Consider the following 24,440-nt stretch of genomic DNA (forward strand, 5'->3'; position numbering starts at 1 on the left):
GCACGGCGACGCCGGGCAACTCGCCCAGGTCCTGCGCAACCTCGCCGACAACGCCGCGACCCACGCCTCCTCCGCAGTACGCCTGACGGTCGCCCCGTCGCCCGACGGACACACGGCCGTGCTCGAGGTGGCCGACGACGGCCCCGGCGTGCCCCCCGCCGAACGCGACCGCATCTTCGGCCGGTTCGTACGCCTGGACCCCAGCCGCGACCGCGACTCCGGCGGCGTGGGCCTGGGGCTCGCCATCGTGCACCAACTCGTGGCCGCCCACCACGGGAGCGTTGACGTGGACGAAGCACCGGGCGGAGGAGCGCTGTTCCGGGTCGTACTGCCGACGGAGCCGAACCGGTCCCCGAGCGCACCGCGCGACGCCACCGGCGGCTGAAATCCCGAACGGCTTCCGCAAGCGGTCTCGGACTCGCGGGCAAGTCGATCGGCTCGTCGTGGCGGGGCCGGCGCTCTCACCGGTCCGCCGGTGTCCGCCCCGCCACCGCGCCGCCGTGGAACACCGGTCGAAGACCCATGCCTCTCAGGATTCTCTCAGCGCCCGGGTGGTCGACTCGACACACGGGGATGGCCACCACAGGTCACCGCCCACACGAGATCCGGGGGCAGGCGATGACGACTAGGCGGAACGCTTCGCGCACGCGGCGATGGCCCACACGAGCATTCGCCGCCGCACTCCTGGGAGCATCGATCGCTGCCGTCCTCACACTCCCGGGCTCGCCGACATCGACCCCGCCCTCCTGCGCGCGCGGGGCCACCGCCGTGCACGCGGCGCACTCCCTGCGCGGGGTCGCCGCGCAGACGAACAACCTCTGGGACCGGATGCGGCACGACCTCGATCCGCCGCCGACCGGCCCCGGACACTGCTCCTGAGCCCGACGCGTCCACCCCTCGTCGGGCTCCAACCGCGACCGGAAAGGCCCGCGCAGGTGTCGGTGCGCGGGCATCGCCTGCACGAAACCGCGACCGTCACCGGTCATCCCGACACCACGATGTCTACAGCGTTGTAGACGGACGGGGTGCGACGGCACCCCCGGAGAAAGGCGCCGACCCATGCCCCATTCCGCAGGCCTGTCGGCCGTGAACGTTCTGGACGCGAGTTCCCTACTGGGGACGTTCGGGGCTCTCGGCATCGCGGTCGTGCTCTTCGCCGAGACCGGTCTGCTGGTCGGGTTCTTCCTCCCCGGGGACTCCCTGCTGTTCACCGCCGGCCTCCTGTGCGTCTCCGACGCCGGCGGGCCGGTCCACCTGTCCCTGCCCCAGGTCCTTCTCGCCGCGGTCGCCGGAGCCCTGCTCGGAGCCCAGGCCGGCTTCGTCATCGGACGCCGCGCCGGCCGCGCCATGCTGTCCCGCTCGCACAACAAGCGGCTGCACACCGGCGCTCGGCGCGCCGAGGAACTCCTGGATCGCTACGGCCACGCGAAGGCCATCGTGCTCGCCCGGTTCGTTCCCGTCGTCCGTACCGTCCTCAACCCGTTGGCCGGGGCTCTGGGCGTGCCCACCCGCACGTTCACGATCTGGCAGGCGGCAGGGGGCCTGGTGTGGACCGTGGGACTGGTCCTGGCCGGTTACGCGCTGGGTTCCTCCGTGCCCAACGTCGACCGATACCTGCTGCCGATGGTCGCCGTCATCGTCGCGATCTCGCTGATCCCGCTCGGACTGGAACTGCTGCGCTCACGCCGCACGGCCAAGAACGGGGAGCGGTGAGCGCGTTGCACACGCCTTTGCATACCGCCCGCGCTTGCCCCCACCCGGATGTCACGGACCCCGCCCGCCAGGCCCCGTCCGTAGTCGGGGACGTGGTCGCCGCACGGTCGACCCACGGCCTCGGGAAGTTCGCCGTCCCGAGAACCCCCACCCGGCGGCGCCGCCACCGGGGCCCGACGCACGCCGAGGCCCTCGCCCCCGCGGCGCCGCCCGTCGTCGTGGTCGCCTCCGCCTCCGAGGCGAGACCGAAATCCGCACCGCGCGAGCCCCGGCCGCGTCGGGTGCTCCCCACCGGCACCACACAGCAAGCGTGCCCGGCCGCCGGGGAACGATCGACGCCGAGCACCCACACGGCGACCGCCTTCACGCTGGCCACCGCAGGCCGGCGGTACGACCTGCGTCCGGGCGTCGGGGCGGGTGTGGCCGCACCGGCGTGGGGCGTCCCCGATGCCTTCGTCGACGTTCACCACCCACACGACGTTCTCGTGGGGGCCACCCTCGACCCGGGCCTCGGCCCGCTGCCCGCCCCGCCGGCGCGACCTGCCGGGCCGGCGGTAGCGCACCCGCGCGCGGGGCGACTGCCCACCCGGGTGGGCACATGAGGGGGCGACGCCCGGGGGTTGGGACCGCGCTCGGGGCGGCGGGGATCGCGTTCGTTCTCTTCGCCGTGCTCACCGCCGTGTTGGCCGTTCACGGCTGGGGCCCGCATCGAATCGAGTCGGCCATGCACTCCTGGGCGGTCGCCCACCGCCCCTCGCCGGCGGTACGCATCGTCGGCATCGTCACGGACCTGGGGACCGGCGTTCCGCCCTACCTCGCCGCCCTGGCCGCGGGCTTCCTGCTGGTACGGCACGCCACGCGGCCGGTGCGTCGAATCGTCTCCATCGCCCTCTTCTGCGCACCCCTGGTGGTGTTGGCCGCGGGTCAACTCGCCCGCCATGTGACCATGCGAGTGTTCGCCCGCCCTCGCCCGCCGACGGCGGACTGGGTCGTCGCCTCCCCCAGCGGCTACTCCTATCCCTCCGGACACGCCTTCACCGCCGCCGTCGCCGCGGGACTGCTCGCCTGGGCGATCCTGCGCGGCCCCCGGCGGCCCTGGACGCCACCGGTCCTCGCGCTGCTGGGCCTGGCCGCCTGCGCCGTCGGCCTCAGCCGCGTCTACCTGGGAGTGCACTGGCCGTTCGACATCGTCGGCGGCTGGCTCCTCGCCGCCCTCTGGTTGTGCCTGACCCTCCCGCTGATTCCACCGATCGCCGCACTCCCGGCCGACCCGCGCCCGCCCACCGCGCCCGGCTGCGACCCCGGAGCCCGATGAGTGCGGCGATGCCGAAGCGGCAACGCCGAACGCGAACGTTCCACCCGCGCCGGGGAACGCCCTCCATGAGCCCCGCCACCCGGCCGAGGGGGACCCCCGACCACCGGGGGTTCGGCCTCGTCCGCCCAGGCGCGGTCATGAACGAGGACGCGGGTCGAACCGAAGGAAGCCACGGGCGGCCGCCGTCCCGCGCGAGCCCCAGGGCTCGCTGCGCTCGCCTGCGACCGCGTCGACGCAACCGCCCCCGGCCTGGGGACGACGACGCCGATCACCATCGGGGACGCCTCCGCGTCGAACACGCCACCGAACGATCCCCCCGAGAGCGCCGAACACGACAACGGCCCCACACCACCCACCAACCCTCGCCCGAAACGCGACCGAATCGCCACACGATCCACCCGCCCGAGCCGCAACCCGGCACACAGCCCACGGAGTTCCGCGACACAAACGCGTCCAGGAACCGGTCCCGACCGGTGCACACGAGCACCATCACGACGACGCTGCGGCAGACCCGCCGCGCCACTGGGTCGACACCCGCCCCACCGGAGGATAATGGTAGATACCGGACACCGAGCCCGTTCGGCACGGGGCTATTCCATGACGCTCACCGGTATTCCCTTTCTGGTGTTGCTGGTGGTTTTCGCGGTCGCCGTGATGGCCACCACGATGGTGTTGTGGAACCGGTGGCCCGGATGGGGGGCGTTGCCGCTCAGAGTGCTGTCGCTGTTGTTGGTGATGCTGTCCGGAGTACTGCTGTCGGCGGACCTGGTGAACCGCGAGTTCGGTTTCTACACCTCCTTCGGCGACCTGACGGGCCGGGCCACGCCGCCCGCGGCGGCCGCCGATCTGGTGCCGACGCCCGCGCCCCGGATCCCGACCGGGCCCCGCGAACAAGGCCTGATCGTGCGCGACCGGCTGCCGGGCCCCCGCGCGCGCGTGGTTCGGGACGCGATCGTCTACCTCCCGGCGGCCTACTTCGATCCCGCACAGCCCACCCGCCGCTTCCCCGTCATCGAACTGTTCCACGGCCGTCCCGGCGGACCCCACAACTGGGAACGGCACCTGCACATGGCCCACGCCCTGGACACCGAAATCGCGGCGGGCCGGATGCGGCCGGTGATCGTGGTGGCCACCACCGACGACGACGGGCCCCACGACCAGGAATGCGTCGACGCCGTGCGCGGAGTCCAGGACGAGACATACCTGGCGGTCGACGTGCCCGCCGCTCTCACGCAGCACTTTCGTGTCATGGAGCAACCACGCTCCTGGGCCGGGCTCGGCTACTCCACCGGCGGATTCTGTGCCGTCAACATCGCCCTGCACCATCCCGACCGCTACGCGGCGGCCGGATCGCTCTCCGGGTACTTCCGGGCCGTGGTCGACGCCGACACCGGCGACCTCTACCGCGGCCGACAGGACGTCCGACACTGGAACTCGCCGCAATGGCTGATCGCCCACCGGCCCGCGGGCCCCGCGCTCTACCTGGTGGCGAGTCGACAGGACCGCGCGGCACACCGCGCCATGCTGGACCTGCGTCGGGCCGCGGGGCCCCGGCGTCCCGACGTGGTCACGGTGACGCCGCCGACCGGCGGCCACAACTTCCGAGCCTGGGCCCAGGCCGCCCCCGGCGCTTTCGACTGGCTCGCCGACCGCCTCCCGCAACCGGCGCCGGGAACGGCAGGCGCGCCATGATCCCCAGAACGGCCGACACCGCCGCCGCGCTCGGCGGCATCGTCGGCGGCCTGGCGTTCAGCTCGTTCGTCACGGACCTGCCCTCCCGCTCGCGCCTGAGCATGATGGGCTCCTACGTCAGCGAACTGAGCGTGGCCGGTCGGCCCGCCTCGGGCCGGTTCCGCGCCACCGACATCGTGGCCGGAACCGGCATCGTCCTGCTCGCCGCCGCCCTGGCCCGCCGGATGCCACCGGGACGGCGCCGGTGGTCCGGCTGCTGCGCCCTCGCGGCGGGCGGACTCGCCTCGATCGTGGACGGGCTGCTCCCGATGGCCTGCGCACCATCCGTCGACGCGCGATGCCGCGCCCGACACCGCACCGGAGTGGTGACCCAGGTCGCCGATCCACACGTGGTGTCGAGCCTGGCGGGATTCTCCGCCCTCATCCTGGGAATCCTGCTGGTCGCCATGATCGTGCGGCGTCTTCCCGCGCCGGGGCCGTGGCAGCGATCGGGCCCGATCGTGGCCGTCCTGCTCGCCACCCTGGGCGCGGCGGAAGTCGCCCTGGGCATGAACGACACCTACGGCGTCGGGCTGCTGGAACGGATCCAGATCCTGATCATCTCCGGATGGCTGTGCGCCGCCGGGGTGTTCCTCCTGCGCCGCACCCTAACCCGAAAGCCAACCCGCGAACGGCTCCCTCCCCCGCGACCACCCGGCCGCCCCCGAGCAGGCCGCTCATCAGGCACGGCGACCCCGACCCCGCCTAACCTTCACTCATGAGGCCCGCGGTTCGCACACCCGCCGCCGGGTGGGGCCTGAGCCGGACCTCGGCCGGCATCCGGCACGTGCAGACGGTGGTCCTGGCGGCCGTGGTGACGGTGCTGCTCACCCGACTGGCCCTGTCCGAGTCCGGCTATCCCAAAGTCGGCGTCAGCCACCTCCACATCGCACACGCGTTGTGGGGCGGACTGCTGATGCTGCTCGCGGTGATCCTTCAGCTCACCCTCGTCGGGCCGCGCCTGCGCGAGGTGACGTCGATCGTCGGCGGCGTGGGATTCGGGCTGTTCATCGACGAGGTCGGCAAACTGGTCGGAAGGGCGAACGGCTACTTCTACGAGCCCGCCGTGGCCATCATGTACGTGACGTTCGTGGCGCTGCTCGCGCTCGCCCAACTGCTGCTGCCCGCCGAGCGGATGGGCCCCGGCGACCGCTTGACGAACGTCGCGCTCACCGCCTCGACGCATCTGCGCCGCGGGCTCACCCCGCGGCAGCGGGCGCAGGCCGAGGACCTCGTGCGGGATCAGGCGGGGACACCCGAGCACGCCGCCGTGATGGGCCTGCTCCAGGCGTGCCCCTACCACGTGTCGCGACTGTCGGGACTGTCGCGGCACACGCAGCGGTGGACCGCCCGGGTCCGCGAGGGCATCGAGGCACGGACATGGCTGTGGCTGTTCGTCGTGGTGGCTCTCGCCCTCCAGTCCGGGGCCGGTGTGGTGGTACTGGAAGCGCTGGGGATCGACCGGACCGCATTGGGGTACGCCGAGGTCGACTCGATCCTGCCCGTGGTCTCGTCTCTGCTGTCCCTGACCCTGACGACCGCCGGCGTCGCGGCGTTTCCCTGGAATCGCCTCCTCGCCTATCGCCTGTTCGCCGGATCGCTGGTGGTGAGCATGCTCGTGACGCAGGTTTTCGTGTTCGCCGAATACCGGTTCTTCGGCCTGTACGGCCTCACCGTCAACGCGATCGCGTACTGGGTCGTCGGCGTCAAGATCCGCGGACTGCAGATGGACAGCCGGAACGCCCCGGGCGAGACAGTCGACAGGGAGTGACCGGGAACCGTGGGGGACACGACGCCTCGGGCACCGCGCGAAACGATCCCGTGGACTCGGCGATCACGCGGACCCCGATCCCGACCCTGTCCCGATCGCGGAGGTCGGTGTGCCGGTTCCTCGACGGACATCGATGCGTCACTGCACCGACCACGGCCGCCGTGCTGCGAGCGCGGCGCCCATCCGGCCACGCGGCGCCCGTTCGGGCGCGCGTCGGCGGTCCGGACCACAGCGCCTACTCGTGGCCGAAGTCGAAATGCGGCGCGAACGGATCGCGGGTGTCCGAGAGGATCCACCGCTCGCCCGGCTCGGGGACCCCGCCGCACGCCGGACACCGCCAGGACGGCCCGCAACGGGTCCAGGTCGATGCGCGTCATCTCCGGCAAATCGTCGCGACGCGCTGCGTCGTGCTCAGTCAACCGGTTGCGCAATCGCGCTGCCGCCAGGCGCCACCGCGAGGGACTCGGCGGGTGTACGAAAGGTGCCCGGTCGGGTGGTAGGGCCCGGGGCGCCCCCGGCCGGGGGCTTCCCCGCCGTCGCGGCGTCGGCAGGCCCACGTGCGAGCGAGGCCCCGCCGTGGTCCGTACGGTGGGGTCCCCCGAACGGGCGGCGGCGGCAACGACACTTCGGGATGTCCTCGGCGTCTGTGAAGGCTGATGCGGGCTCGAGCTCGGTCGTCGACGACCGCAGCGGGCCCGGCCGCCCCGCGACCCGGTCACTCCGCCAGGATCGGCACCAGCAGGGTGAACGTGGTCGGGGACGTCCCGGTCGCCGCGAGTCGGCCGCCGACGCCCTCGGCCAGGTCCCGGGCCAGGGACAGGCCGATGCCCTGGCCGGCGCCGGTGGTGGCGCCTCGGTCGAACAGGGTGGCCGGATCGAGGATGAGTGTCCCCTCGTCGCGGATGTCGACGGCCACCGCGGCGCCGAGCTCGCGCAGCGTGACCCGGACGGTGCCGCTGCCGTGTTCGCGCGCGTTGTCCAAGAGGACGTCGAGGATCTGCTCGGTCGCGTGCTCGGCGACGGGCAGGTTCGCGGCGCCGCGTTCGATCGCCAGGTCGAGCCGGCGACCGTCCCGGGCCAGCGCTCCGTGCCACCGGTGCTCGGCGCGCCCGACAAGTTCCCCGGCCGGCCGGGACACGTAGCCGCCGGCCGGCGTGGACCGGGCCAGGCGCAGCACCTCGTCGATCGTGCGGTGCAGGTGCTGCGACTGGTCGAGCGCCTCGCGCAGTGCCGCGCGCAGGTCCGCGTCGGGCGTGGTCAGGGCACCTTCCAGGCCCAGTTGCAGGCCGGTGAGCGGGGTGCGCAACTGGTGCGAGGCGTTCGTGGTGAAGTGTCGTTCGTGTTCCAGGAGCAGGGTCAGTCGGTGGACCATGGTGTTCTGGGTGGCGGCCACCCGGTCGATCTCCACGATGCCGCAACTGCCCGCCCGGGCGGTGAGGTCGCCGTCGGCCACCGCCTGGGAGGTGCGCGAGAGCGACTCCAGGGGTGCGGAGAGGGCGCGGGCCTGCCGCCGGGCGACCAGGATCGCGGCGCCGAGCGCGAGCAGGGCGGCGCCGAGCAGGCCGAGCCGGCTCCACAGGACGCGGTTGCGGACGTCGCGGCTGTCGGTGGCGACCCGGACCACGCCGATGGTGCGCTCGGTGGTGGACAGCGGTACGGCGACCGCGATCCGCCCGCCGGTGCTCTCCCGGATCGATCCGCTCTCGGCGGCGCGGCGGGTGAGCGCGTCCCCGGGGTCGGGCCCGGTGCCGGCCAGCAGGCGCATCCCGGGGTCGTACACCCCCAGAGTCCCGTCGTGGTGCGCGGGAGGCAGGTGGACTGGTTCCCCGGCGGCGAGTTGGGCGCTGACGCGGGCCGCGGCGGAGAGGGCGTCGCGTTCCAGTTCGCCGCGCTCGTCGGCGTAGAACGAGATCCGGATGATCACCGCGAGCGGCGCGGCGAGCAGCACCAGGGCCACCAACGCCGCGACCACCGCCACCCGTACCACCCGCTGTCTCATGCCCACATCATCACCTCGCGCGAGCGGGGGCCGGGGTTCCCGCGCGATGCCAGTGGCGGTTTTGCCGTCGTCTAACCGTCGGGGGTCCTGGCCTTAACCTCTCGCCGCCTAGCGTCGCCATATGGGTTCTCCACGCTGAAGGGCGGCACGACCATGCGAGGCGCAGGTGTGGCGGCGACGATCGCCGCCGGTTTGGCCGCGGTCGTCATCGCGGGGTGCGGCGGGTCCGGTGGCGGCGGTGAGGCATCCTCGGCCGGCGACATCCCGGACAATCAGGCGTTCGTCATCCAGATGCCGGCCGGGTCCGGGATCACGCTCAAGGTGCCCGAGGGCTGGGCCGGGACGACCACGGGCGGCACGACCGCGTTCACGGACAAGCTCAATCGGATCGAGATCACCCCGATGGCGGCGCCGAGCGCGCCGACGCCGCAGTCGGTACTCGCCCAGGACGTCCCCGAACTCCAGGGCCGGGTACCGAAGTTCGAGATCGGCGCCACCTCGACGGTGAACCGCCCGGCCGGGGCGGCCGTGCTGCTCACCTACAAGGGCGACACCGCGCCGGACCCGGTGACCGGCAAGGTGGTCCGGGACGAGTTCGAGCGCTATGCGTTCTTCCACGATGGGCGCGAAACGGTGGTGACCCTGTCCGGGCCGGTCGGCGCGGACAACGTGGATCCCTGGCGGATCGTGACCGACTCGCTGGCGTGGACGCCGTGACCTCCGTCGGCCCGCTCCCGGCGCCGGGGCGGGAACCGTGCGTGCTCGACGCGCGGGAGCTGTACCGCTTCTTCCGGTCGGGCGAGGAGGAGACGCGCGCGTTGCGCGGCGTCACCCTCGAGGTCGGGCGCGGCGAGACGGTGGCGGTGGTGGGACCGTCCGGCTCGGGCAAGTCCACCCTGCTGGCCTGTCTGGCCGGGTTGGACGAGCCGGCCGGCGGCTCGGTGTACGTGGGCGGGGTCCGAATCAGCCACCGTCCCGAGGCCGAGCGGGCCCGGATCCGGGCGCGGCGGATCGGCGTTCTGCTCCAGTCGGGCAATCTGCTCGCGCATCTGGACGTGAGCGCCAACATCCGCCTGGCCCGTGCGGCGGCTCCCGGTGGGCACGGCGAGGGAGTGGCCGAGCTCTTGGACCGGGTCGGCATCGGCCATCGGGCCCGCGCGCTGCCCCGGGAGTTGTCCGGCGGCGAACTCGCCCGCGCGGGCCTGGCCGTGGCGCTCGCCAACGCGCCCGACGTGCTGCTCGCGGACGAGCCCACCGGCGAACTCGACGGCACCTCGGAGGCCCGGATCCTGGACCTGCTGCGGGCCGATGCACGGACCGGACGCGCGCTGCTGATCGTCACACACAGCCCCGAGGCGATGCGGATCGCGGATCGCACGATCGAGCTGCGCGACGGGAGGATCCAGGAATGAGCAGCACCTGCGACGTCCTGGTGGACTGCCGGGACGCGGCCCGTACCTTCGGCCGGGGCGCCAACGCGGTCGTCGCGGTGCACGGGAGCTCCTGCCGGGTACGGGCGGGCAAACGGATCTCGATCATCGGCCCGTCCGGCTCGGGGAAGTCCACCCTGCTGCACCTGATGGCCGGCCTGGAGCGGCCCACCACCGGCACGGTTACGTGGCCGGCGGGCGAGGGCGACGACGCCGATCCGACGCCCCGGATCGGCGTCGTCTTCCAGGGACCGAGCCTGATCCCGGCCCTGGACGTCGGCGAGAACACCGGGCTGCCGCTGGTCCTGGCCGGCCTGCCCGAGGAGGTCGCGCGCGGTCGTGCGCTGGCCGCCCTGGAGCTGCTCGGCATCGCCGACCTGGCCGCGCGGCTGCCGGAGGAGCTGTCCGGCGGGCAGAGCCAACGGATCGCCGTGGCCCGGGTGTTGGCGCAGCGGCCCCGCCTGGTGCTGGCCGACGAGCCGACCGGTCAACTGGATCGGGCCACCGGCGGCCAGGTGATCGACGTACTGCTTGCCGCGGCGGCCGAGATCGGCGCGGCCCTGGTGGTCACCACGCACGACCCCACCGTGGCCCGACGGCTGGACACCCGGTGGCGGATGCACGACGGCCGTCTCGAAATGGAGGCGTGAGCTCATGATCGCGACCTGGGTGGGCGGCCTCCTCCGGTGGCGTACCGGTCGGCTGGCGGCCTGCGTGATCGGGGTCGCCCTGGCCGTCGCGCTGGCGGCCTCGCTGGGCTCGTTCCTGACCGCGTCCAAGTCGACGATGACCGAGCGGGCGACCCGTTCGGTGGCGGTGGACTGGCAGGTCCAGGTGCAACCGGGCGCCGATCCGGGCGCTGTACTGGCCCTCGTGCGGACGACCGCCGGGGTGCGCGGCGCGCTGCCGGTCACCTTCGCGCGCAGTACCGGCTTCCGGGCCACCGTCGGCGGCAGCACGCAAAGCACCGGCGCCGGCGTGGTGTTGGGCCTGCCGGACGGCTACCAGGCCACCTTTCCCGGCGCGATTCGGCCGCTGACCGGAGCCGGCTCCGGGGTGCTGATCGCCCAGCAGACCGCGGCGAACCTGCACGTGGCCCCCGGCGACGAGGTCACCCTCGCGCTGCCCGGCGCGCTGCCGGCCCCGGTCCGGGTGGCCGGCGTGGTCGATCTGCCGCAGGCCGACTCGCTGTTCCAGCAAGTCGGCGCGCCCAAGCAGGCGCAGCCGAGTGCCCCGCCGGACAACGTCGTACTGCTGCCGGCCGCGTTGTTCGACACCCTGACCGCGCCGACCCGGGCCACCGACCCGGCCGCCGTCACCACCCAGATCCACGTGGCCCGCAACGCGCACCTGCCCGCCGATCCGGCGAGCGCGTTCACCGCCGTGGTCGGCGCGGCGCACAACCTGGAGGCGCGTACCTCCGGCGGCGCGGTGGTCGGCGACAACCTGGGCGCGGCGCTGGACGGCGCCCGCTCGGACGCCCTGTACGCCCAGGTCCTGTTCCTGTTCCTGGGGCTGCCCGGGGCGATCCTGGCCGCGCTGCTGACCGCCTCGGTCGCCGGTGCCGGGGCCGATCGCCGCCGCCGCGAACAGGCACTGCTGCGTACCCGGGGCCTGCGCGCCCGCCAGGTGGTCGCATTGGCCGGTGCCGAGGCTGCGGTCGTCGGCGTCGCTGGCGGCCTCCTCGGCCTGGGCGTTGCCGCGCTGGTCGGGCAACTCGCCTTCGGTCAGGCCTCGTTCGGCGCGGGCGTCGGGTCGGCGACCACCTGGTCACTGGTCGCGTTCGGCGGCGGGCTGCTGATCGCAGGCTCCGCCGTGCTGGTCCCGGCGCTGCGCGACCTGCGTACGGCGACCGTGGCCCAGGCGGGCCGGGCCGCTTCCAGCGCGCACGCGCCGTGGTGGAGCAGGATCGGCCTCGACTTCATCCTGCTGGCGATCTCGCTGCTGGTCTTCAGGGCGTCCGGCGCCAACCGGTACTCGCTGGTCCTGGCCCCGGAGGGAGTGGCCGCGATCTCCGTGTCGTACTGGGCGCTGCTCGGTCCGGTGCTGCTCTGGCTGGGCGGCGCGTTGCTGCTCCAGCGCCTGGCGGTGCTGTTCCTGGGGCACGGGCGTGCCGTACTCACCCGCCTGGTCCGGCCGTTGGCCGGGAACCTGGCGAGCACCGCGTCGGCGACCATGGCGCGCCGGCGCCGGCCGCTGGCCCGGTCGATGGTGCTGCTCGCGCTGGCCGTGTCCTTCGCGGCCTCCACCTCGACCTTCAACGCCACCTACCGGCAGCAGGCCGAGGTCGACGCCCGGCTCACCAACGGCGCGGACGTCACCGTCACCCAGCCGCCCGGCGCGCGGGCGGGCCCGGACGCGGGCCGCGCGCTGACCACGGCGGGCGTACGCCGGGTCGAGCCGCTGCAACACCGCTTCGCCTACGTCGGCTCGGACCTGCAGGACCTGTACGGCGTCCGCCCGGCCACCATCGGCGCCGCCACCTCCCTCCAGGACGCCTACTTCAGCGGCGGCAGCAGCAAGGCGCTGATGGCCACGCTCGCGAGTCGGCCGGATTCTCTGCTGGTCAGCAACGAGACCGTGCAGGACTTCCGGCTCAACCTCGGCGACACGGTGAACCTGCGGCTGCGCGACGAGCGCACCCGGGATCTGCGTACCGTCCCGTTCCACTACGCCGGCATCGTCAAGGAGTTCCCCACCGCCCCCAAGGACAGCTTCTTCGTCGCCAACGCCGACTACATCACCAAGGTCACCGGCAGCGACGCGGTCGGCGCGTTCCTGATCGACACCGGCGGCACCCGGCAACACGCCGTCGCCGACGAACTCCGCAGGCGCCTGGGCACCACCGCCACCGTCACCGACCTCACCCAGACCCGATCGGCGGTCGGCTCCAGCCTGACCTCGGTCGACCTGGCCGGACTGACCCGGATCGAACTCGGCTTCGCCCTGGCACTGGCCGCAGGCTCCGCCGGCATCGTGCTCGCCCTCGGCCTGGCCGAACGCCGACGCACCTTCGCAATCACGCTCGTGCTCGGCGGTACGGCCCGCCAAGTGCGCGGACTCGTCCTCGGCGAGGCCGCGGTGGTCACCCTCGGCGGCCTCGCGGGTGGCGCGGCGCTGGGGTGGGCCCTGTCGGAGATGCTGGTCAAGGTACTCACCGGCGTGTTCGACCCGCCCCCGGCCGGCCTCGCCGTCCCGTGGGCCTACCTGGCGGCAACCACGCTGACCGCCGTCGCCGCGATCACGGCGGCCGCGATCAACGGTGCGCGCCACGCCCATCGACCACCGATCGAGGAACTGCGCGACGGGTGATCGTTTGCCCTACCCTGCGAATCATGTCGACAGCCGCCCGCTCGGACCGCGCCCACGTCCTGGTCGTCGAGGACGACCCGACCATCGGCCGCCACCTGGAAACGGGGCTGGCCGGCAGCGGCTACCTGTCGACGTGGTGTCGCACCGGGACGAACGCGCTGGCCGAGAGCCGACGTCGCGCCTACGACGTGGTACTGCTCGACCTCGGCCTGCCGGACACCGACGGGATCGACATCGCCCGCCGGCTGCGCGCCGATCTCCCCGACATCCTGATCGTCATCCTCACCGCCCGCACCGACGAGATCGACGTCATCGCGGGGCTGGACGCGGGCGCGGACGACTACCTCGTCAAGCCGTTCAGCCTCACCGTGCTGCTCGCCCGACTGCGCGCGCACCTGCGCCGCCGACCGGACGACCCACCGGAGGCGGGCGGCCCGATCCGAATCGGCGCGCTGACCGTGGACCCGGCCGCCCGGCGCTGCCTGCTCGGCGACACCGAAATCACGCTGCGCCCCAAGGAGTTCGAACTCCTGGTGGTACTGGCCCGGCAGCCGGGCACGGCCGTGGCCCGGGAGACGCTGATGGCACAGGTGTGGGACGAGAACTGGTTCGGCTCGACCAAGACCCTCGACGTGACGATGTCCGCGCTGCGCCGGCGGCTGCACGAGGCCGCTGCCGAGCCGCCGGAGATCACCACCCTGCGCGGCCATGGGTACCGCCTGGAGTACCCGAAGTGATGGTCGGTCGGGCGGCTGCCGGCGACGGGGCTTCTTGGCGCCCTTGGGGAGCAGGAAGAACAGGGCCATGCTCGGAATCAGGTAGAGGGCCCAGACGGTCACCTGGAGGACCGCGGGGGCGGGCTGGAAGTTGAGGAAGCCCTTGAGCAGCGTGCCGTACCAGCTGTCCGGCGGGATCGTGTCGCTGACGTCGAAAGCGCGGTTGGACAGGCCCGGGAGGAAGTCGGCTTCCTGGAGGTCGTGGACGCCGTAGGCGAGTACGCCGGCGGCGACGACCAGGCCGGCGCCGGTCCACAGGAAGAATTTGGCCAGGTTGATCCGGACGGCGCCTGCGTAGAGAGGTAGCCGAGCACGACTGCGGTGGCCAGGCCGAGGACGACGCCGATCATCGGGTCGGTGTTCTCGCCGGTCGAGCGGGCCGTGCCCCAGACGATCACCGCAGTCTCCAGGCCCTCGCGGCCCACGGACAGGAACGCGGTCAACACCAGCGCGCCGGTCCCCATGGCCAACGCGTGGTCGAGCCGGCCCTGCAACTCCAGACGCGCCGCAGACTCGGCCGGCCGGCCTGAACGCAACCTGAACACCGGGGCAGCGGGTCACCGGGTGCGCCGGCGGCCGGTGATACTGACCGCATGACCGCGCACCGCATCCTCGTCGTGGAGGACGACCACGGGCTGCGCCACGTGCTTGCCCGAGGTCTGCGGGACGAGGGCTTCGAGGTGGTGACCGCCGCCGACGGGGCCGGCGCGCTGAAGGTGGTCGACGACCGGATGGACGCCGTGGTTCTGGACATCGGCCTGCCCGACTCGGACGGCCGCGACGTCTGCCACGCGATGCGCGCGACCGGCGTCACCGTCCCGGTGATCTTCCTGACCGCGCACGACAATCTCGCCGATCGGCTCGCCGGGTTCTCCTCCGGCGGCGACGACTACCTCGGCAAGCCGTTCCACCTGGCCGAATTGGCCGCCCGGATCCGCGCGGCGCTGCGGCGCGGGGGCCGCGCCCCGGGCATCGAGGTGGGCGCGATGCGGCTGGACCCGGTCCGCCATCTGCTGACCGTGGGGGAGACCTCGGTGCCGCTGACGCCCACCGAGTTCCGGCTGTTGGGATGCCTGATGGCCGAGCCGGGAGCGGTGGTCCGGCGGCGGGTGCTCGTCCGCGCGGGGTGGCCCGAGGGCGCGCAGGTCAGTGACAACACGCTCGATCAGTACCTGACCCGGCTGCGTCGCAAGCTGCGCGGCGCGGCGTGCGTGCACGGCATCGACACGGTGCGCGGTGTGGGCTACCGGTTCGGATGAGGAGCCGCTCGTGGCACCGCCGGCCGGCCACGCTGCGCGGCCGGCTGGCGCTGATCGCGCTGATCGTCGGCGCGATCTGGGTCGCGGTGCTGACGGTGCTGTTCAACGTCGTGCTCGCCTCGCGGCTGCGGGTCCAGGCAGACGACTTGGTCCGGACCCGGGCCGCGGCGGTCGCCTCCACCGTCGAGGCCGGGCCGGACGGCGCGATCGTGGTGCACGAGCCGGCCGACGACCGGGTGCTGGACACGGGCGTGTGGATCTTCCAGGGCGATCGGCTGGTCGAACAGCCGCCGGGGTCCACCGGCCTGCAGGACCGCGCGGAGCGACTGGTCGGGCGAGGCGCGGTGTTCGCACAGACCGGGGGGCGGTCGCCGACCCGGCTGTACGCGCTGCCGATCATGGACGCGGCCGGCGGCACCCGACAGGTGGGCACGGTGGTCGCCTCGGTCGGCCTCGACCCGTACCGCAGCACCGCCCACGAGGTGCTCGCCGGGTCGATCGCGCTGGCCCTGCTGCTGCTCGGCGGGCTCTACCTGGTCACCCGCGCCGTGGTCGGGCGGGCGCTGCGGCCGGTCGCGGTGATGAGCGCGCAGGCCGCGCGGCGCAGTGCGGCGGGCGCCTCCGAGCGGTTCGGTACGGCGGGCCGCCCGGCCGAACTGGCCACGCTGGCGGGCAACCTGGACGAACTCCTGGATCGGCTTGCCGCCGTACTGCGGCACGAGCAACAGCAGAACGCGGAGCTGTCCCACGAGTTGCGTACGCCACTGGCCCGGATCACCGCCGAGACCGAGTGGCTGACCGCGCGTCCGCGCGACGCGGCCGAGCGGCGTACCGCGCACGAGGCGATCGCGGTGGCCGCGGCCACGATGGAGCGGATCTGCGAGACGCTGTTGTCCGAGGCGCGGACTCGGACGGCGGCGGTCCCCGGGAGCTGCCGACCCGCCGAGGTGGCGCGCGAACTCGCCCACCGGGCCGCGGCGGAGCACCCGCAAGCCGCGCCGATCTCCGTGGTCGGCGGCGACCCGACGGCGGGCGTTTCGGCGCGGATGACCGAACGGATCCTGGCCCCGCTCCTGGACAACGCCCGCCGCTACGCCTCGGCGGCGATCGTGGTGGAGTGCGCGGTGGTGCCGGGCGGCGTCGCGGTGAGCGTCCACGACGACGGGCCGGGCGTCCCGGACGCGTTCGCGCCGCTGGTCTTCGATCCCGGCCGCCGGGCCGATCCCCAGGACGGGCACGACGGCGCGGGGCTGGGCCTGCCGCTGGCCCGTCGGTTGGCCCGGGCCGCGAACGGCGAGATCGAGCTGGCGGCGAGCGATCGGGGCGCCCGGTTCGTGGTCACCCTTCCTGCGGGCTGACCTCGACAGCCGGCGACTCGTCGGTCCTGGTCACGGTGAGATAGCCGACCAGGAGCATGATCGTGGCCAGGAACAGCACGCTGGTGACCACCGTGCCCAGGCCCAGGCCGCCCTCGTCGGGGTCCTGGGAGAGGTAGTCGCCGAGCGAGGCGCCGAGCGGGCGGGTGAGGATGTACGCGAGCCAGAAGGACCAGACCGCGTCGAGTCCCACGACGTAGTGTGCGCCCGCCACGATCGCGATCACAGCGGCGAACAGCAGCGCGGACTTCCAGTAGCCGACGTCGAGTTGCTCGGCGACCAGGTCACCGGCCGCGGTTCCCAGGGCGAAGGTGAGCAGGATCGCGAGCCAGTAGTACGCCTCCCGGCGCGGGGTGCGGATCGAGTGGATGGACAGTGTCTTCTCGCTCGCGTACCAGGCGGCGAAGGTGGCGATCAGGGCGACGCCGAAGACCGCGGTGGTCACTTCGAGCGGGATCCCGAGGTTGTCCGTGAGGTTGTCGCTGACCAGCGTGCCGACCACGCTGATCAGCACGACCGCGAGCCAGTACACCCCCGGCACGTAGCGCGGGGAGCGGAACTGGAGGAGCAGTGTGACGGCCAGCAGGAGGGTCATGACCAGGGAGGTCCCGGTCAGCCCGAGACCGAGATTGTCGTTGAGATAGTCCGCGCAGGTCTCGCCGACGGTGGTGCACAACACCTTGATTACCCAAAAGAACACCGTGACTTCGGGCACTTTGTTGAGCAACGGCCGCGCCGGGAACGCCTCGTCGTACCTTGCCTGATCAGTGGTCATGGATGGGACGCTGACAGAACGCGTCTGAACCTCGCCTGACTACGGCGCTGGGCGCACGCGGCAGCGGAGGCGGGCACACCGGGAGCGACGATGACGGGCGCAGCGGGTACGTGGGGCGGGGGCGCGGTGGGTACGGCCGGCGGGGGTTGAGGGGCACGGCAGGTACGAGGCCATAGGCGCGAGCGCGGCAGGTCACGGCGGGCGCGGGAGGAGGGGGATGCGAGGGCGCGTCGGGCACGGCCGGGCGATGGACGCGTTGGGGTGCCCGCCGTCCCCCGTACGTGATGAATCAGAGCAACCCACCTCGAACCGCTACCCGCCCCGGGGGAATCCGCAGGACGACACGACACACGGGCGCAGGCCAGTCGGCCCCGGCACGCACGAAAAACGACCACGAAGCCCCGCAATCTCATCAACCAACACGCGAACCCGCCAGGCCACCACACCCCGACACCACCCGAAACCCGAGCGGCGACACCTCCTGACCAAGGACACGGTCCTCGTCGTCGGATGCGCCGCAAGGCCGCCTTGTGGGGTAGGCCCCGGCGCCCGCTGTCCACCGGCGGAACTCGGGCGGCCCGCGGTCGACGGCTCGACCCGCTCCCCGCGCTTACCGGGTGCCGGCGAGCGCGCCGTCCGCCGCGTGGGCGGCCAGGGGCGTCGGGCGGCCCACGTCGTCGACGCGGACCAGGCGGAAGAGGCCTTCGATCGCGGTGTACCGGCTCCCTCGGGTGGGGTCCTCGGCGACCGCCTCGGCCCACACGTCGAGCGACGTGCGGCCCTGGGCCCTGACGAACGCGGATACGGTCACCAGTTCCCCGCCGCGGACCGGCCGGATGAAGGCCACGTCGCGGCAGGAGGCCATCACCACATCGCCCTGTGCCTGCCTGCTGGCGGCGACCACCGCCGCCTTGACGAGGAGTTGCAGTCCCATGCCCGCGAACAGGGTGCCGTGGTGGTTGAGCATCGGCGGCAGTACGAAGTCTGCAATCTGCGCGGCGACCTCGTCCGCAGGCATTCGCCCTTCGATGCCGGTCATGTCAGTCGGTTGGCCGGTTGCGGGACGGAACGCTGGACCTGTCCGGTGTAAACCCCCAGGGGGCGGATGAGCGCGTTGGCCGCGAGTTGCTCGGTGATGTGGGCGGTCCAGCCGGTGATGCGGCTCATCACGAAGATGGGGGTGAAGGTGGGGACGTCGAAGCCCATCAGGTGGTAGGCGGGGCCGGTCGGGTAGTCCAGGTTGGGGTGGATGCCCTTCGCCCGGATCATCGCGTCACGCAGCGCGGCGTACAGCTTCATCAGGTCTTCGGCGCCCTTGCCGGCCGCCAGCCGGTCCAGGGACTCCTGCATGATCGGGACGCGTGAGTCGCCGTGCTTGTAGACGCGGTGCCCGAAGCCCATGATCTTGCGCTTGTCGGCGAATGCGGTACGCAGCCACTCCTCGGCGCGATCCGCAGTGCCGACCTCGGCGAGCATGTGCATGACGGCCTCGTTCGCACCGCCGTGCAGCGGTCCCTTGAGTGCGCCGATCGCCGCGGTGACCGCGCTGTAGAGGTCGGAGAGCGTGGAGGTGACGACGCGGGCGGTGAACGTCGAGGCGTTGAAGCTGTGTTCGGCGTAGAGGATGAGGGAGATCTCGAAGCAGCGCACAACCTCCGGCTCGGGGACCCGACCGAAGCACATGTGGAAGAAGTTCTCCGCGTACCCGAGGGACGGGTCCGGTGCGATCGGCGCCATGCCGCGGCGGCGCCGGTGATCGACGGCCACCGCGGTGGGCAGCTTGGCCAGCAGCGCCAGGGACTTGGCCCGGTTCGCGGCCGGCGAGCCGTCGTCCTCGGTGGGGTCCTGGGCACCGAGGTAGCTGACGATCGTGCGCAGCACGTCCATCGGGTGGCAGGTGTCCGGGAGGCGGGTGAGGATTTCCTGCGCGCCCCGGTCGAGCGGACGCAGGGCGCGCTCGGCCGCGGTGAGATCGTGCAACTGTACGGCGTTGGGGAGTTCGCCGTGCCACAGCAGGTGGGCGACCTCCTCGAACGAGCAGTCGGCGGCCAGTTGTTGCACGGGGTAGCCGCGGTAGGTCAGGGAGTTGGACTCGGCGACGACGGTGGAGATGTCGGTCGTGTCGACGACGACTCCGGCGAGGCCCTTGCGGATGTCGGGTGTGGTGGCCACGGACATGGGGTGCCTCCAGGGCTCGGTCTCAGTCGGTGGGCGGGAGGGTGAAGTCGAAGATGTCGCGGTCGAAGGCCGCGTAGTCGGCGTAGCCGAGGAGTTCGTACAGTCGGCTGCGGGTCTGCATGGAGCCGACGGACCCGGCCTGGGTGCCTTCGCGGGCGAGCATGCGCAGTCCGTCCTCGACGGCGCCCATGGCCAGCCGCAGGGTGGTGACCGGGTGGATGACCGCGTTGTACCCGAGCGATTCGAGCGTCTTGGCGTCCAGCAGGAGTGACTTGCCGAACTCGGTCATGTTGGCCAGCAGGGGCGCGTCGACATCGGCCCGGAACGCGGCGAACTCGCTCTCGTCGCACAGCGCTTCGGGGAAGACCATGTCCGCGCCGGCGTCGACGTACGCCTTGGCGCGCTCGATCGCGCCGTCCAGGCCCTCCAGGTCTCGGGCGTCGGTGCGGGCGCAGATGACGAAGTCCGGGTCGCGCCGTGCCTCGACGGCGGCCTTGATGCGCCGGATCATCGCGTCCGGGTCCACGACGGCCTTGCCGTCCAGGTGGCCGCAGCGCTTGGGGTTGACCTGGTCCTCCAAGTGGCAGCCGGCCACCCCGGCGTCCTCCAGGACCTGGATGGAACGGGCGGCGTTCATCGGCTCGCCGAAGCCGGTGTCGGCGTCCACGAGGGTGGGCAGGTCGGTGACCCGGGCGATCTGCGCGGCGCGCTGCGCGACTTCGGTGAGGGTGGTCAGGCCGATGTCGGGCAGCGCCAGGTCGGCGGATACCACCGCGCCGGAGACGTACACGCCCTCGAAGCCGGTGTCCTGGATCAGCCGGGCGGTGAGCGGATTGAACGCTCCGGGGATGCGCTGGAGCCGTCCCGAGGCCAGTCCGTCGCGGAGGGCCCGTCGCTTGGCGCCGGCGGTGGTGCGGGCGTGCAGCATCACAGGATCCCGTCGGGCAGGGCCGCGTCGACGTCGGCGACGTACGCCGGGTCGACCGCCGGGAACAGGTCGACCAGGCCGGCCGCGTCCAGGTCGGGCAGGCGTTCGGCGGCGAGCAGGAACCGGTCCTGGGCGGCCTTGTCGAGCACACCCTCGGCCAGGGCCCGGAACTTGGCGACGTACTGCTCCCGACCGAACGGCCGGGCACCGAGCGGGTGGGCATCGGCGACCGCGATCTCGTCGACGAGGGTGGTGCCGTCGTCGAAGGTGATCACGACGCGCGCGCCGAACGCCTTCTCGGTGGGATCCTCGGAGTGGTAGCGGCGCGTCCATTCCGGATCCTCGACCGTGGTGACGCGACGCCACAGGGCGACGGTGTCGGGGCGGGCGGCGCGTTCGGGCCGGTAGGAGTCCTCGTGGTGCCAGGCACCGTCCTGCAGGGCGACGGCGAAGATGTACGGGATCGAGTGGTCGAGCGTCTCACGGCTCGCCGAAGGGTCGTACTTCTGCGGGTCGTTCGCGCCGGAGCCGATCACCTGGTGGGTGTGGTGGCTGGTGTGCAGCACGATGTCCGAGACGTGGGCGATGCCCTCGTCGCCGAGTCGCGCGTTGAGGCGTCGGGCCAGGTCGATGAGCGCCTGCGCCTGATACTCGGCGGAGTGTTCCTTGGTGTAGGTGTGCAGGATCCCGTCGCGCGGCTCGCCCGGCGCGGGCAGGGTCATCGTGTAGTCGGCGCCCGGGCCGTCCAGCAGGCGGGCGATGACCCCGTCCTCGCCCTCGTAGATCGGTGCCGGCGCGCCTTCGCCGCGCATCGTGCGGTCGACGGCCTCGATGCCGGCCTTGCCGGCGAACGCGGGGGCGAACGCCTTCCAGGAGGAGATCGCGCCCTTGCGGGACTGTCGCGTCGCGGTCGTGGTGTGCAGGGCCTGGCCGACCGCTTCGCGGATGACTTCGACGGGCAGTCCGAGCAGCGTGCCGAGGCCGGCGGCGAGCGACGGGCCCAGGTGGGCGATGTGGTCGATGCGGTGCTTGTGCAGGCAGATCCCGGTGACCAGGGCGACCTGTACCTCGTAGGCGGTGGCGGCGGCTCGGATGACGTCGGCGCCCGAGCGTCCGGTGTGCTGGGCGATCGCCAGGATCGCGGGGATGTTGTCGCCGGGGTGCGCGTAGTCCGCCGCGAGGTAGGTGTCGTGGAAGTCCAGTTCGCGCACCGCGGTGCCGTTCGCCCACGCCGCCCATTCCGGGGACACGCGGACGTCGCTGCCGAACACGCTGGCGCCCGCTCGGTCCGCCGGCACCGGGTGGCGCAGGGCCTGCGCACGGGCGACCGCGGGCGGGCGGCGGCGCAGCGACGCCACCGCCACGGCGGCGTTGTCGATGACCCGGTTGATCACCATGTCCCGGGTCGCGTCGGTGACCGTGGCCTCGGTGGTCCCCGCCGCCAGCTCGGCGATCTTGTGGGCGAGTTCCTCGGTGCGGGGGAAGTCGTCCGCACTGGGGCGGACACGTACGCGGTGGTCGGTCATGGCACGTCCTGGTGGTGAGCGGGTATCTGCCTGTGCCGATCAGGCTCACACGCCGGATGGCCTCGTACCAGGGAGCCAATCTGCCAACTTCTGCCAAGTTTTCTCAGCTCGTGGCCAATCTTGTTAATTCCGACTTGGTATCTTTGCCAATCCTGGAGTTGGCTCATCTCGGAGACGGCGGAGGAGAACGTGGTGGCGAAACGCGGGCGCCCGCCGGGCGACCGGCAGATGTACGCCGGTCCCGCTCTGCGCAAACTGCGCCGCCAGCACGGGCTCAGCCAGGTCGACCTGGCCCGTCGTCTGGAGATCTCGCCCAGCTATCTCAACCAGATGGAGCACGACCGACGGCCGATGACCGTGCCGGTTCTCCTGCGCGTCACCGAGACCCTCGGCGTCGCGCCGGACTTCTTCGCCGCCGCCGATCGGCTGCGGCTGGGCACCGACGTGCGCGCGGCGCTGGCCGACGAGGCGGCCGGCGGACACCGAGGCGAGGCCGCCGACGGCGAGGAGATCCAGGAACTGGTCCGCCAGTTCCCCGACGCCGCCCGCGCGCTCGTCGCGTTGCACCGCCGCTACCGCGAGGCCGCCGACCGGGCGGCCGTCCTCGCCGGCCATCCCGAAGCCCTCGGACTGGCCGAACCCCACGACGAGGTACGGGACTTCTTCGCAGCCGAGCGCAACCACATCGCCGAGCTGGACGCCGCGGCCGAGGCCCTGGCCGAGACCGTAGGCATCGTTCCCGGGGCGGCCGAGGAGGCACTCAGGGCCTGCCTCGCGGAACGGCACGGCGTACGGGTGGTCGTCGCCCCGCCGCGCGGCCGCGCCCTCGTCGCCGAGGACCCGCGCCGATACGACCGCGAGAGCGCGACCCTGCGTCTCGCCGCGCACCTCACGCCCGGGCAGCGGGCATTCCAGGAGGCGGTGCAACTCGCGTCCTTGGAGTTCCGGGATCTCATCGACACCATCGTCGCGGGCGCCGGTCTCACCGGGCCCGACGCCCCCGCCCTGGCCCGCGTCGGCCTGGCGCACTACGCCGCCGGCGCCCTGGTGATGCCCTATACGGCGTTCCACCGCGACGCGGAGGAACTGCGCTACGACATCGACCTGTTGGCGGCGCGCTACGGCGTCGGGTTCGAGACCACCTGTCATCGGCTCAGCACCCTGCAACGACCCCGCGCCGCGGGCGTCCCCTTCGCGTTCCTGCGCGTCGACCGCGCCGGCAACGTCTCCAAGCGCCAATCGGCCACCGACTTCCACTTCTCCCGGTTCGGCGGCACCTGTCCCCTGTGGACCGTGTACGAGGCGTTCAGCTCACCCGGCCGCATCCTGACCCAGATCGCCACCATGCCCGACGGCCGCTCCTACTTCTGGATCGCCCGCACCGTAACCCGCGGCCTCCCCGGCTGGAACGCCCCCGGCGCGACCTTCGCCGTCGCCCTCGGCTGCGAACTCCGCCACGCCCACCGCCTCACCTACGCCGACGGCCACGCCCTCGACGACCCCCGCGCCGCCACCCCGATCGGCATGGGCTGCCGCGTCTGCGAACGCCACGACTGCACCCAACGCGCCAACCCCACCGCCGGCAACCGCCTCGCCGTCGACGAGAACCGCACCACCGCAACGCCCTACCAGGTACGTCCGGCGCAATAGCGCCGGCGAACCGGACGCGGAGCCGGGCTCATCGTGACCCGTCCCCCGGGGCACGGCGGCGGTCGGGGGCCTCGGTGCGGACGCAGTCGCCGCACGTACCGCCCTGCGGCGTGCGGTAGTACAGACAGCAGGTGGTCCGGCGGAATCCGACCGGGGACCACACCCCCGTGCCACGCAGACGGCCGCGAGACTGCACCGTGACGGCGATGGCCGTCGCGGTATCGGCTCGGGCGGGATCGTCGGGACGCAGGTGCCGGTCCAGCACGCGCACGGCGCCCACCAGACCCGAAGCCGCGTTGCCCCACAACAGGCGTTCCGAGACCGGGGTGATCCGGCGGATCGCCTGCGCCAGGGGAACCAGATGGCACAATCGACGGCGCGTACCCGGTGCTCGCGTCCCGCCCACCGCATCGCGCCGCCCCACCGTCTTCGTTGGCATGCACCCACCCTGCCGGAGCGAGAGAGCACACCCACAGGGGCGACCTACTCAACCGAGCGCGTCCACGTACTCAACCGACCGCGCTCACCCCGGCCGTCGCCAGGACCCACGCGAGGCGCGGCACAGGCCGGAGACCGGGCCCGCGCGCGTGAACGCCGGGGGCCGCACCCGCGAATGGCGCACCGCGGTGGGTGGTCCACGTACCGTCGGCACGGCGTTGTGTCGGGACAGGCCCGACACAACGCCGTGAAAGTTCGCCGAG

At 72.7% G+C, this 24,440-nt stretch carries 21 protein-coding genes and 1 pseudogene; 14 read left to right on the plus strand and 8 right to left on the minus strand.

Annotated elements, in window-relative coordinates; genetic code table 11:
• From A3IC_RS61310 to A3IC_RS63780, 6 genes are all read left to right on the plus strand, one after another.
• The coding region (locus A3IC_RS61310) for a sensor histidine kinase (RefSeq protein ID WP_040878900.1) at positions 1 to 385 on the plus strand (385 nt) is incomplete at its 5' end.
• A gap of 674 nt (positions 386 to 1,059) precedes the next feature.
• Complete coding sequence (locus tag A3IC_RS0150670; protein WP_026219702.1) at positions 1,060 to 1,713, plus strand: DedA family protein; 654 nt, start codon at positions 1,060 to 1,062, stop codon at positions 1,711 to 1,713.
• Between the two features lie 598 nt (positions 1,714 to 2,311).
• Complete coding sequence (locus A3IC_RS61320; protein ID WP_079027219.1) at positions 2,312 to 3,028, plus strand: phosphatase PAP2 family protein; 717 nt, start codon at positions 2,312 to 2,314, stop codon at positions 3,026 to 3,028.
• 597 nt (positions 3,029 to 3,625) lie between these two features.
• Positions 3,626 to 4,720 (plus strand): alpha/beta hydrolase, encoded by a 1,095-nt coding sequence (locus A3IC_RS63770; RefSeq protein ID WP_020557708.1) that lies wholly within the window; start codon positions 3,626 to 3,628, stop codon positions 4,718 to 4,720.
• Complete coding sequence (locus A3IC_RS63775; protein ID WP_020557709.1) at positions 4,717 to 5,481, plus strand: DUF998 domain-containing protein; 765 nt, start codon at positions 4,717 to 4,719, stop codon at positions 5,479 to 5,481. Before A3IC_RS63770 ends, A3IC_RS63775 begins: the two co-directional genes overlap by 4 nt.
• Positions 5,478 to 6,530, plus strand: a complete 1,053-nt coding sequence (locus tag A3IC_RS63780; RefSeq protein ID WP_020557710.1) for a hypothetical protein — start codon at positions 5,478 to 5,480, stop codon at positions 6,528 to 6,530. Before A3IC_RS63775 ends, A3IC_RS63780 begins: the two co-directional genes overlap by 4 nt.
• Positions 6,531 to 7,245: 715 nt before the next feature.
• Here A3IC_RS63780 and A3IC_RS0150700 read toward each other — a convergent pair.
• Positions 7,246 to 8,529, minus strand: coding sequence for a sensor histidine kinase (locus A3IC_RS0150700; protein ID WP_040878902.1), 1,284 nt, complete (start codon positions 8,527 to 8,529; stop codon positions 7,246 to 7,248).
• A 168-nt stretch (positions 8,530 to 8,697) separates the two neighbouring features.
• Here A3IC_RS0150700 and A3IC_RS0150705 point away from each other — a divergent pair, with 168 nt between their 5' ends.
• From A3IC_RS0150705 to A3IC_RS72280, 5 genes are read left to right on the plus strand one after another with little or no spacing between them, the layout of a single operon-like run.
• Entirely contained in the window at positions 8,698 to 9,246 is a 549-nt protein-coding gene (locus A3IC_RS0150705) for a hypothetical protein (protein WP_020557712.1), read from the plus strand.
• Between the two features lie 41 nt (positions 9,247 to 9,287).
• A complete protein-coding gene (locus A3IC_RS0150710; protein WP_026219703.1) occupies positions 9,288 to 9,941 on the plus strand; it encodes an ABC transporter ATP-binding protein in 654 nt (217 codons plus the stop codon).
• Positions 9,938 to 10,609, plus strand: a complete 672-nt coding sequence (locus A3IC_RS0150715) for an ABC transporter ATP-binding protein (protein ID WP_020557714.1) — start codon at positions 9,938 to 9,940, stop codon at positions 10,607 to 10,609. The genes A3IC_RS0150710 and A3IC_RS0150715 overlap by 4 nt, the downstream gene beginning before the upstream one ends.
• A gap of 4 nt (positions 10,610 to 10,613) precedes the next feature.
• Complete coding sequence (locus A3IC_RS0150720; RefSeq protein ID WP_020557715.1) at positions 10,614 to 13,271, plus strand: FtsX-like permease family protein; 2,658 nt, start codon at positions 10,614 to 10,616, stop codon at positions 13,269 to 13,271.
• A gap of 23 nt (positions 13,272 to 13,294) precedes the next feature.
• On the plus strand, positions 13,295 to 14,008 hold the full coding sequence (locus tag A3IC_RS72280) for a response regulator transcription factor (protein WP_020557716.1): 714 nt from the start codon (positions 13,295 to 13,297) through the stop codon (positions 14,006 to 14,008).
• 3 nt (positions 14,009 to 14,011) lie between these two features.
• Here the strand turns inward: A3IC_RS72280 and A3IC_RS72285 are convergent.
• Positions 14,012 to 14,544 (minus strand): annotated as a pseudogene (locus A3IC_RS72285) (FTR1 family iron permease); the annotation flags it as partial.
• Between the two features lie 96 nt (positions 14,545 to 14,640).
• Here A3IC_RS72285 and A3IC_RS0150730 point away from each other — a divergent pair.
• Entirely contained in the window at positions 14,641 to 15,306 is a 666-nt protein-coding gene (locus A3IC_RS0150730) for a response regulator transcription factor (protein WP_020557717.1), read from the plus strand.
• The gene (locus A3IC_RS0150735; RefSeq protein ID WP_020557718.1) at positions 15,303 to 16,664 is read left to right on the plus strand and encodes a sensor histidine kinase; all 1,362 of its coding nucleotides are present in this window, start codon (positions 15,303 to 15,305) and stop codon (positions 16,662 to 16,664) included. Before A3IC_RS0150730 ends, A3IC_RS0150735 begins: the two co-directional genes overlap by 4 nt.
• Here the strand turns inward: A3IC_RS0150735 and A3IC_RS61340 are convergent.
• From A3IC_RS61340 to A3IC_RS0150760, 5 genes are all read right to left on the minus strand, one after another.
• Positions 16,645 to 17,457, minus strand: coding sequence for a COG4705 family protein (locus tag A3IC_RS61340; RefSeq protein WP_052174166.1), 813 nt, complete (start codon positions 17,455 to 17,457; stop codon positions 16,645 to 16,647). The genes A3IC_RS0150735 and A3IC_RS61340 overlap by 20 nt on opposite strands.
• 610 nt (positions 17,458 to 18,067) lie before the next feature.
• Positions 18,068 to 18,496 (minus strand): acyl-CoA thioesterase, encoded by a 429-nt coding sequence (locus tag A3IC_RS0150745; RefSeq protein ID WP_086018574.1) that lies wholly within the window; start codon positions 18,494 to 18,496, stop codon positions 18,068 to 18,070.
• Complete coding sequence (locus tag A3IC_RS0150750) at positions 18,493 to 19,635, minus strand: bifunctional 2-methylcitrate synthase/citrate synthase (RefSeq protein ID WP_020557721.1); 1,143 nt, start codon at positions 19,633 to 19,635, stop codon at positions 18,493 to 18,495. The genes A3IC_RS0150745 and A3IC_RS0150750 overlap by 4 nt, the downstream gene beginning before the upstream one ends.
• 22 nt (positions 19,636 to 19,657) lie before the next feature.
• Positions 19,658 to 20,563 (minus strand): methylisocitrate lyase, encoded by a 906-nt coding sequence (gene prpB / locus A3IC_RS0150755; RefSeq protein WP_020557722.1) that lies wholly within the window; start codon positions 20,561 to 20,563, stop codon positions 19,658 to 19,660.
• Positions 20,563 to 22,089, minus strand: coding sequence for an MmgE/PrpD family protein (locus tag A3IC_RS0150760; RefSeq protein WP_020557723.1), 1,527 nt, complete (start codon positions 22,087 to 22,089; stop codon positions 20,563 to 20,565). The genes prpB and A3IC_RS0150760 overlap by 1 nt, the downstream gene beginning before the upstream one ends.
• A gap of 228 nt (positions 22,090 to 22,317) precedes the next feature.
• Here A3IC_RS0150760 and A3IC_RS0150765 point away from each other — a divergent pair, with 228 nt between their 5' ends.
• On the plus strand, positions 22,318 to 23,739 hold the full coding sequence (locus A3IC_RS0150765) for a short-chain fatty acyl-CoA regulator family protein (protein WP_040878914.1): 1,422 nt from the start codon (positions 22,318 to 22,320) through the stop codon (positions 23,737 to 23,739).
• Positions 23,740 to 23,767: 28 nt separating this feature from the next.
• Here A3IC_RS0150765 and A3IC_RS61345 read toward each other — a convergent pair whose 3' ends face one another.
• Positions 23,768 to 24,178, minus strand: coding sequence for a (2Fe-2S)-binding protein (locus A3IC_RS61345; RefSeq protein WP_079027222.1), 411 nt, complete (start codon positions 24,176 to 24,178; stop codon positions 23,768 to 23,770).
• Positions 24,179 to 24,440 lie beyond the last annotated feature (262 nt).

It is taken from the genome of Embleya scabrispora DSM 41855 (genome assembly GCF_000372745.1).
Lineage (GTDB): Bacteria > Actinomycetota > Actinomycetes > Streptomycetales > Streptomycetaceae > Embleya > Embleya scabrispora.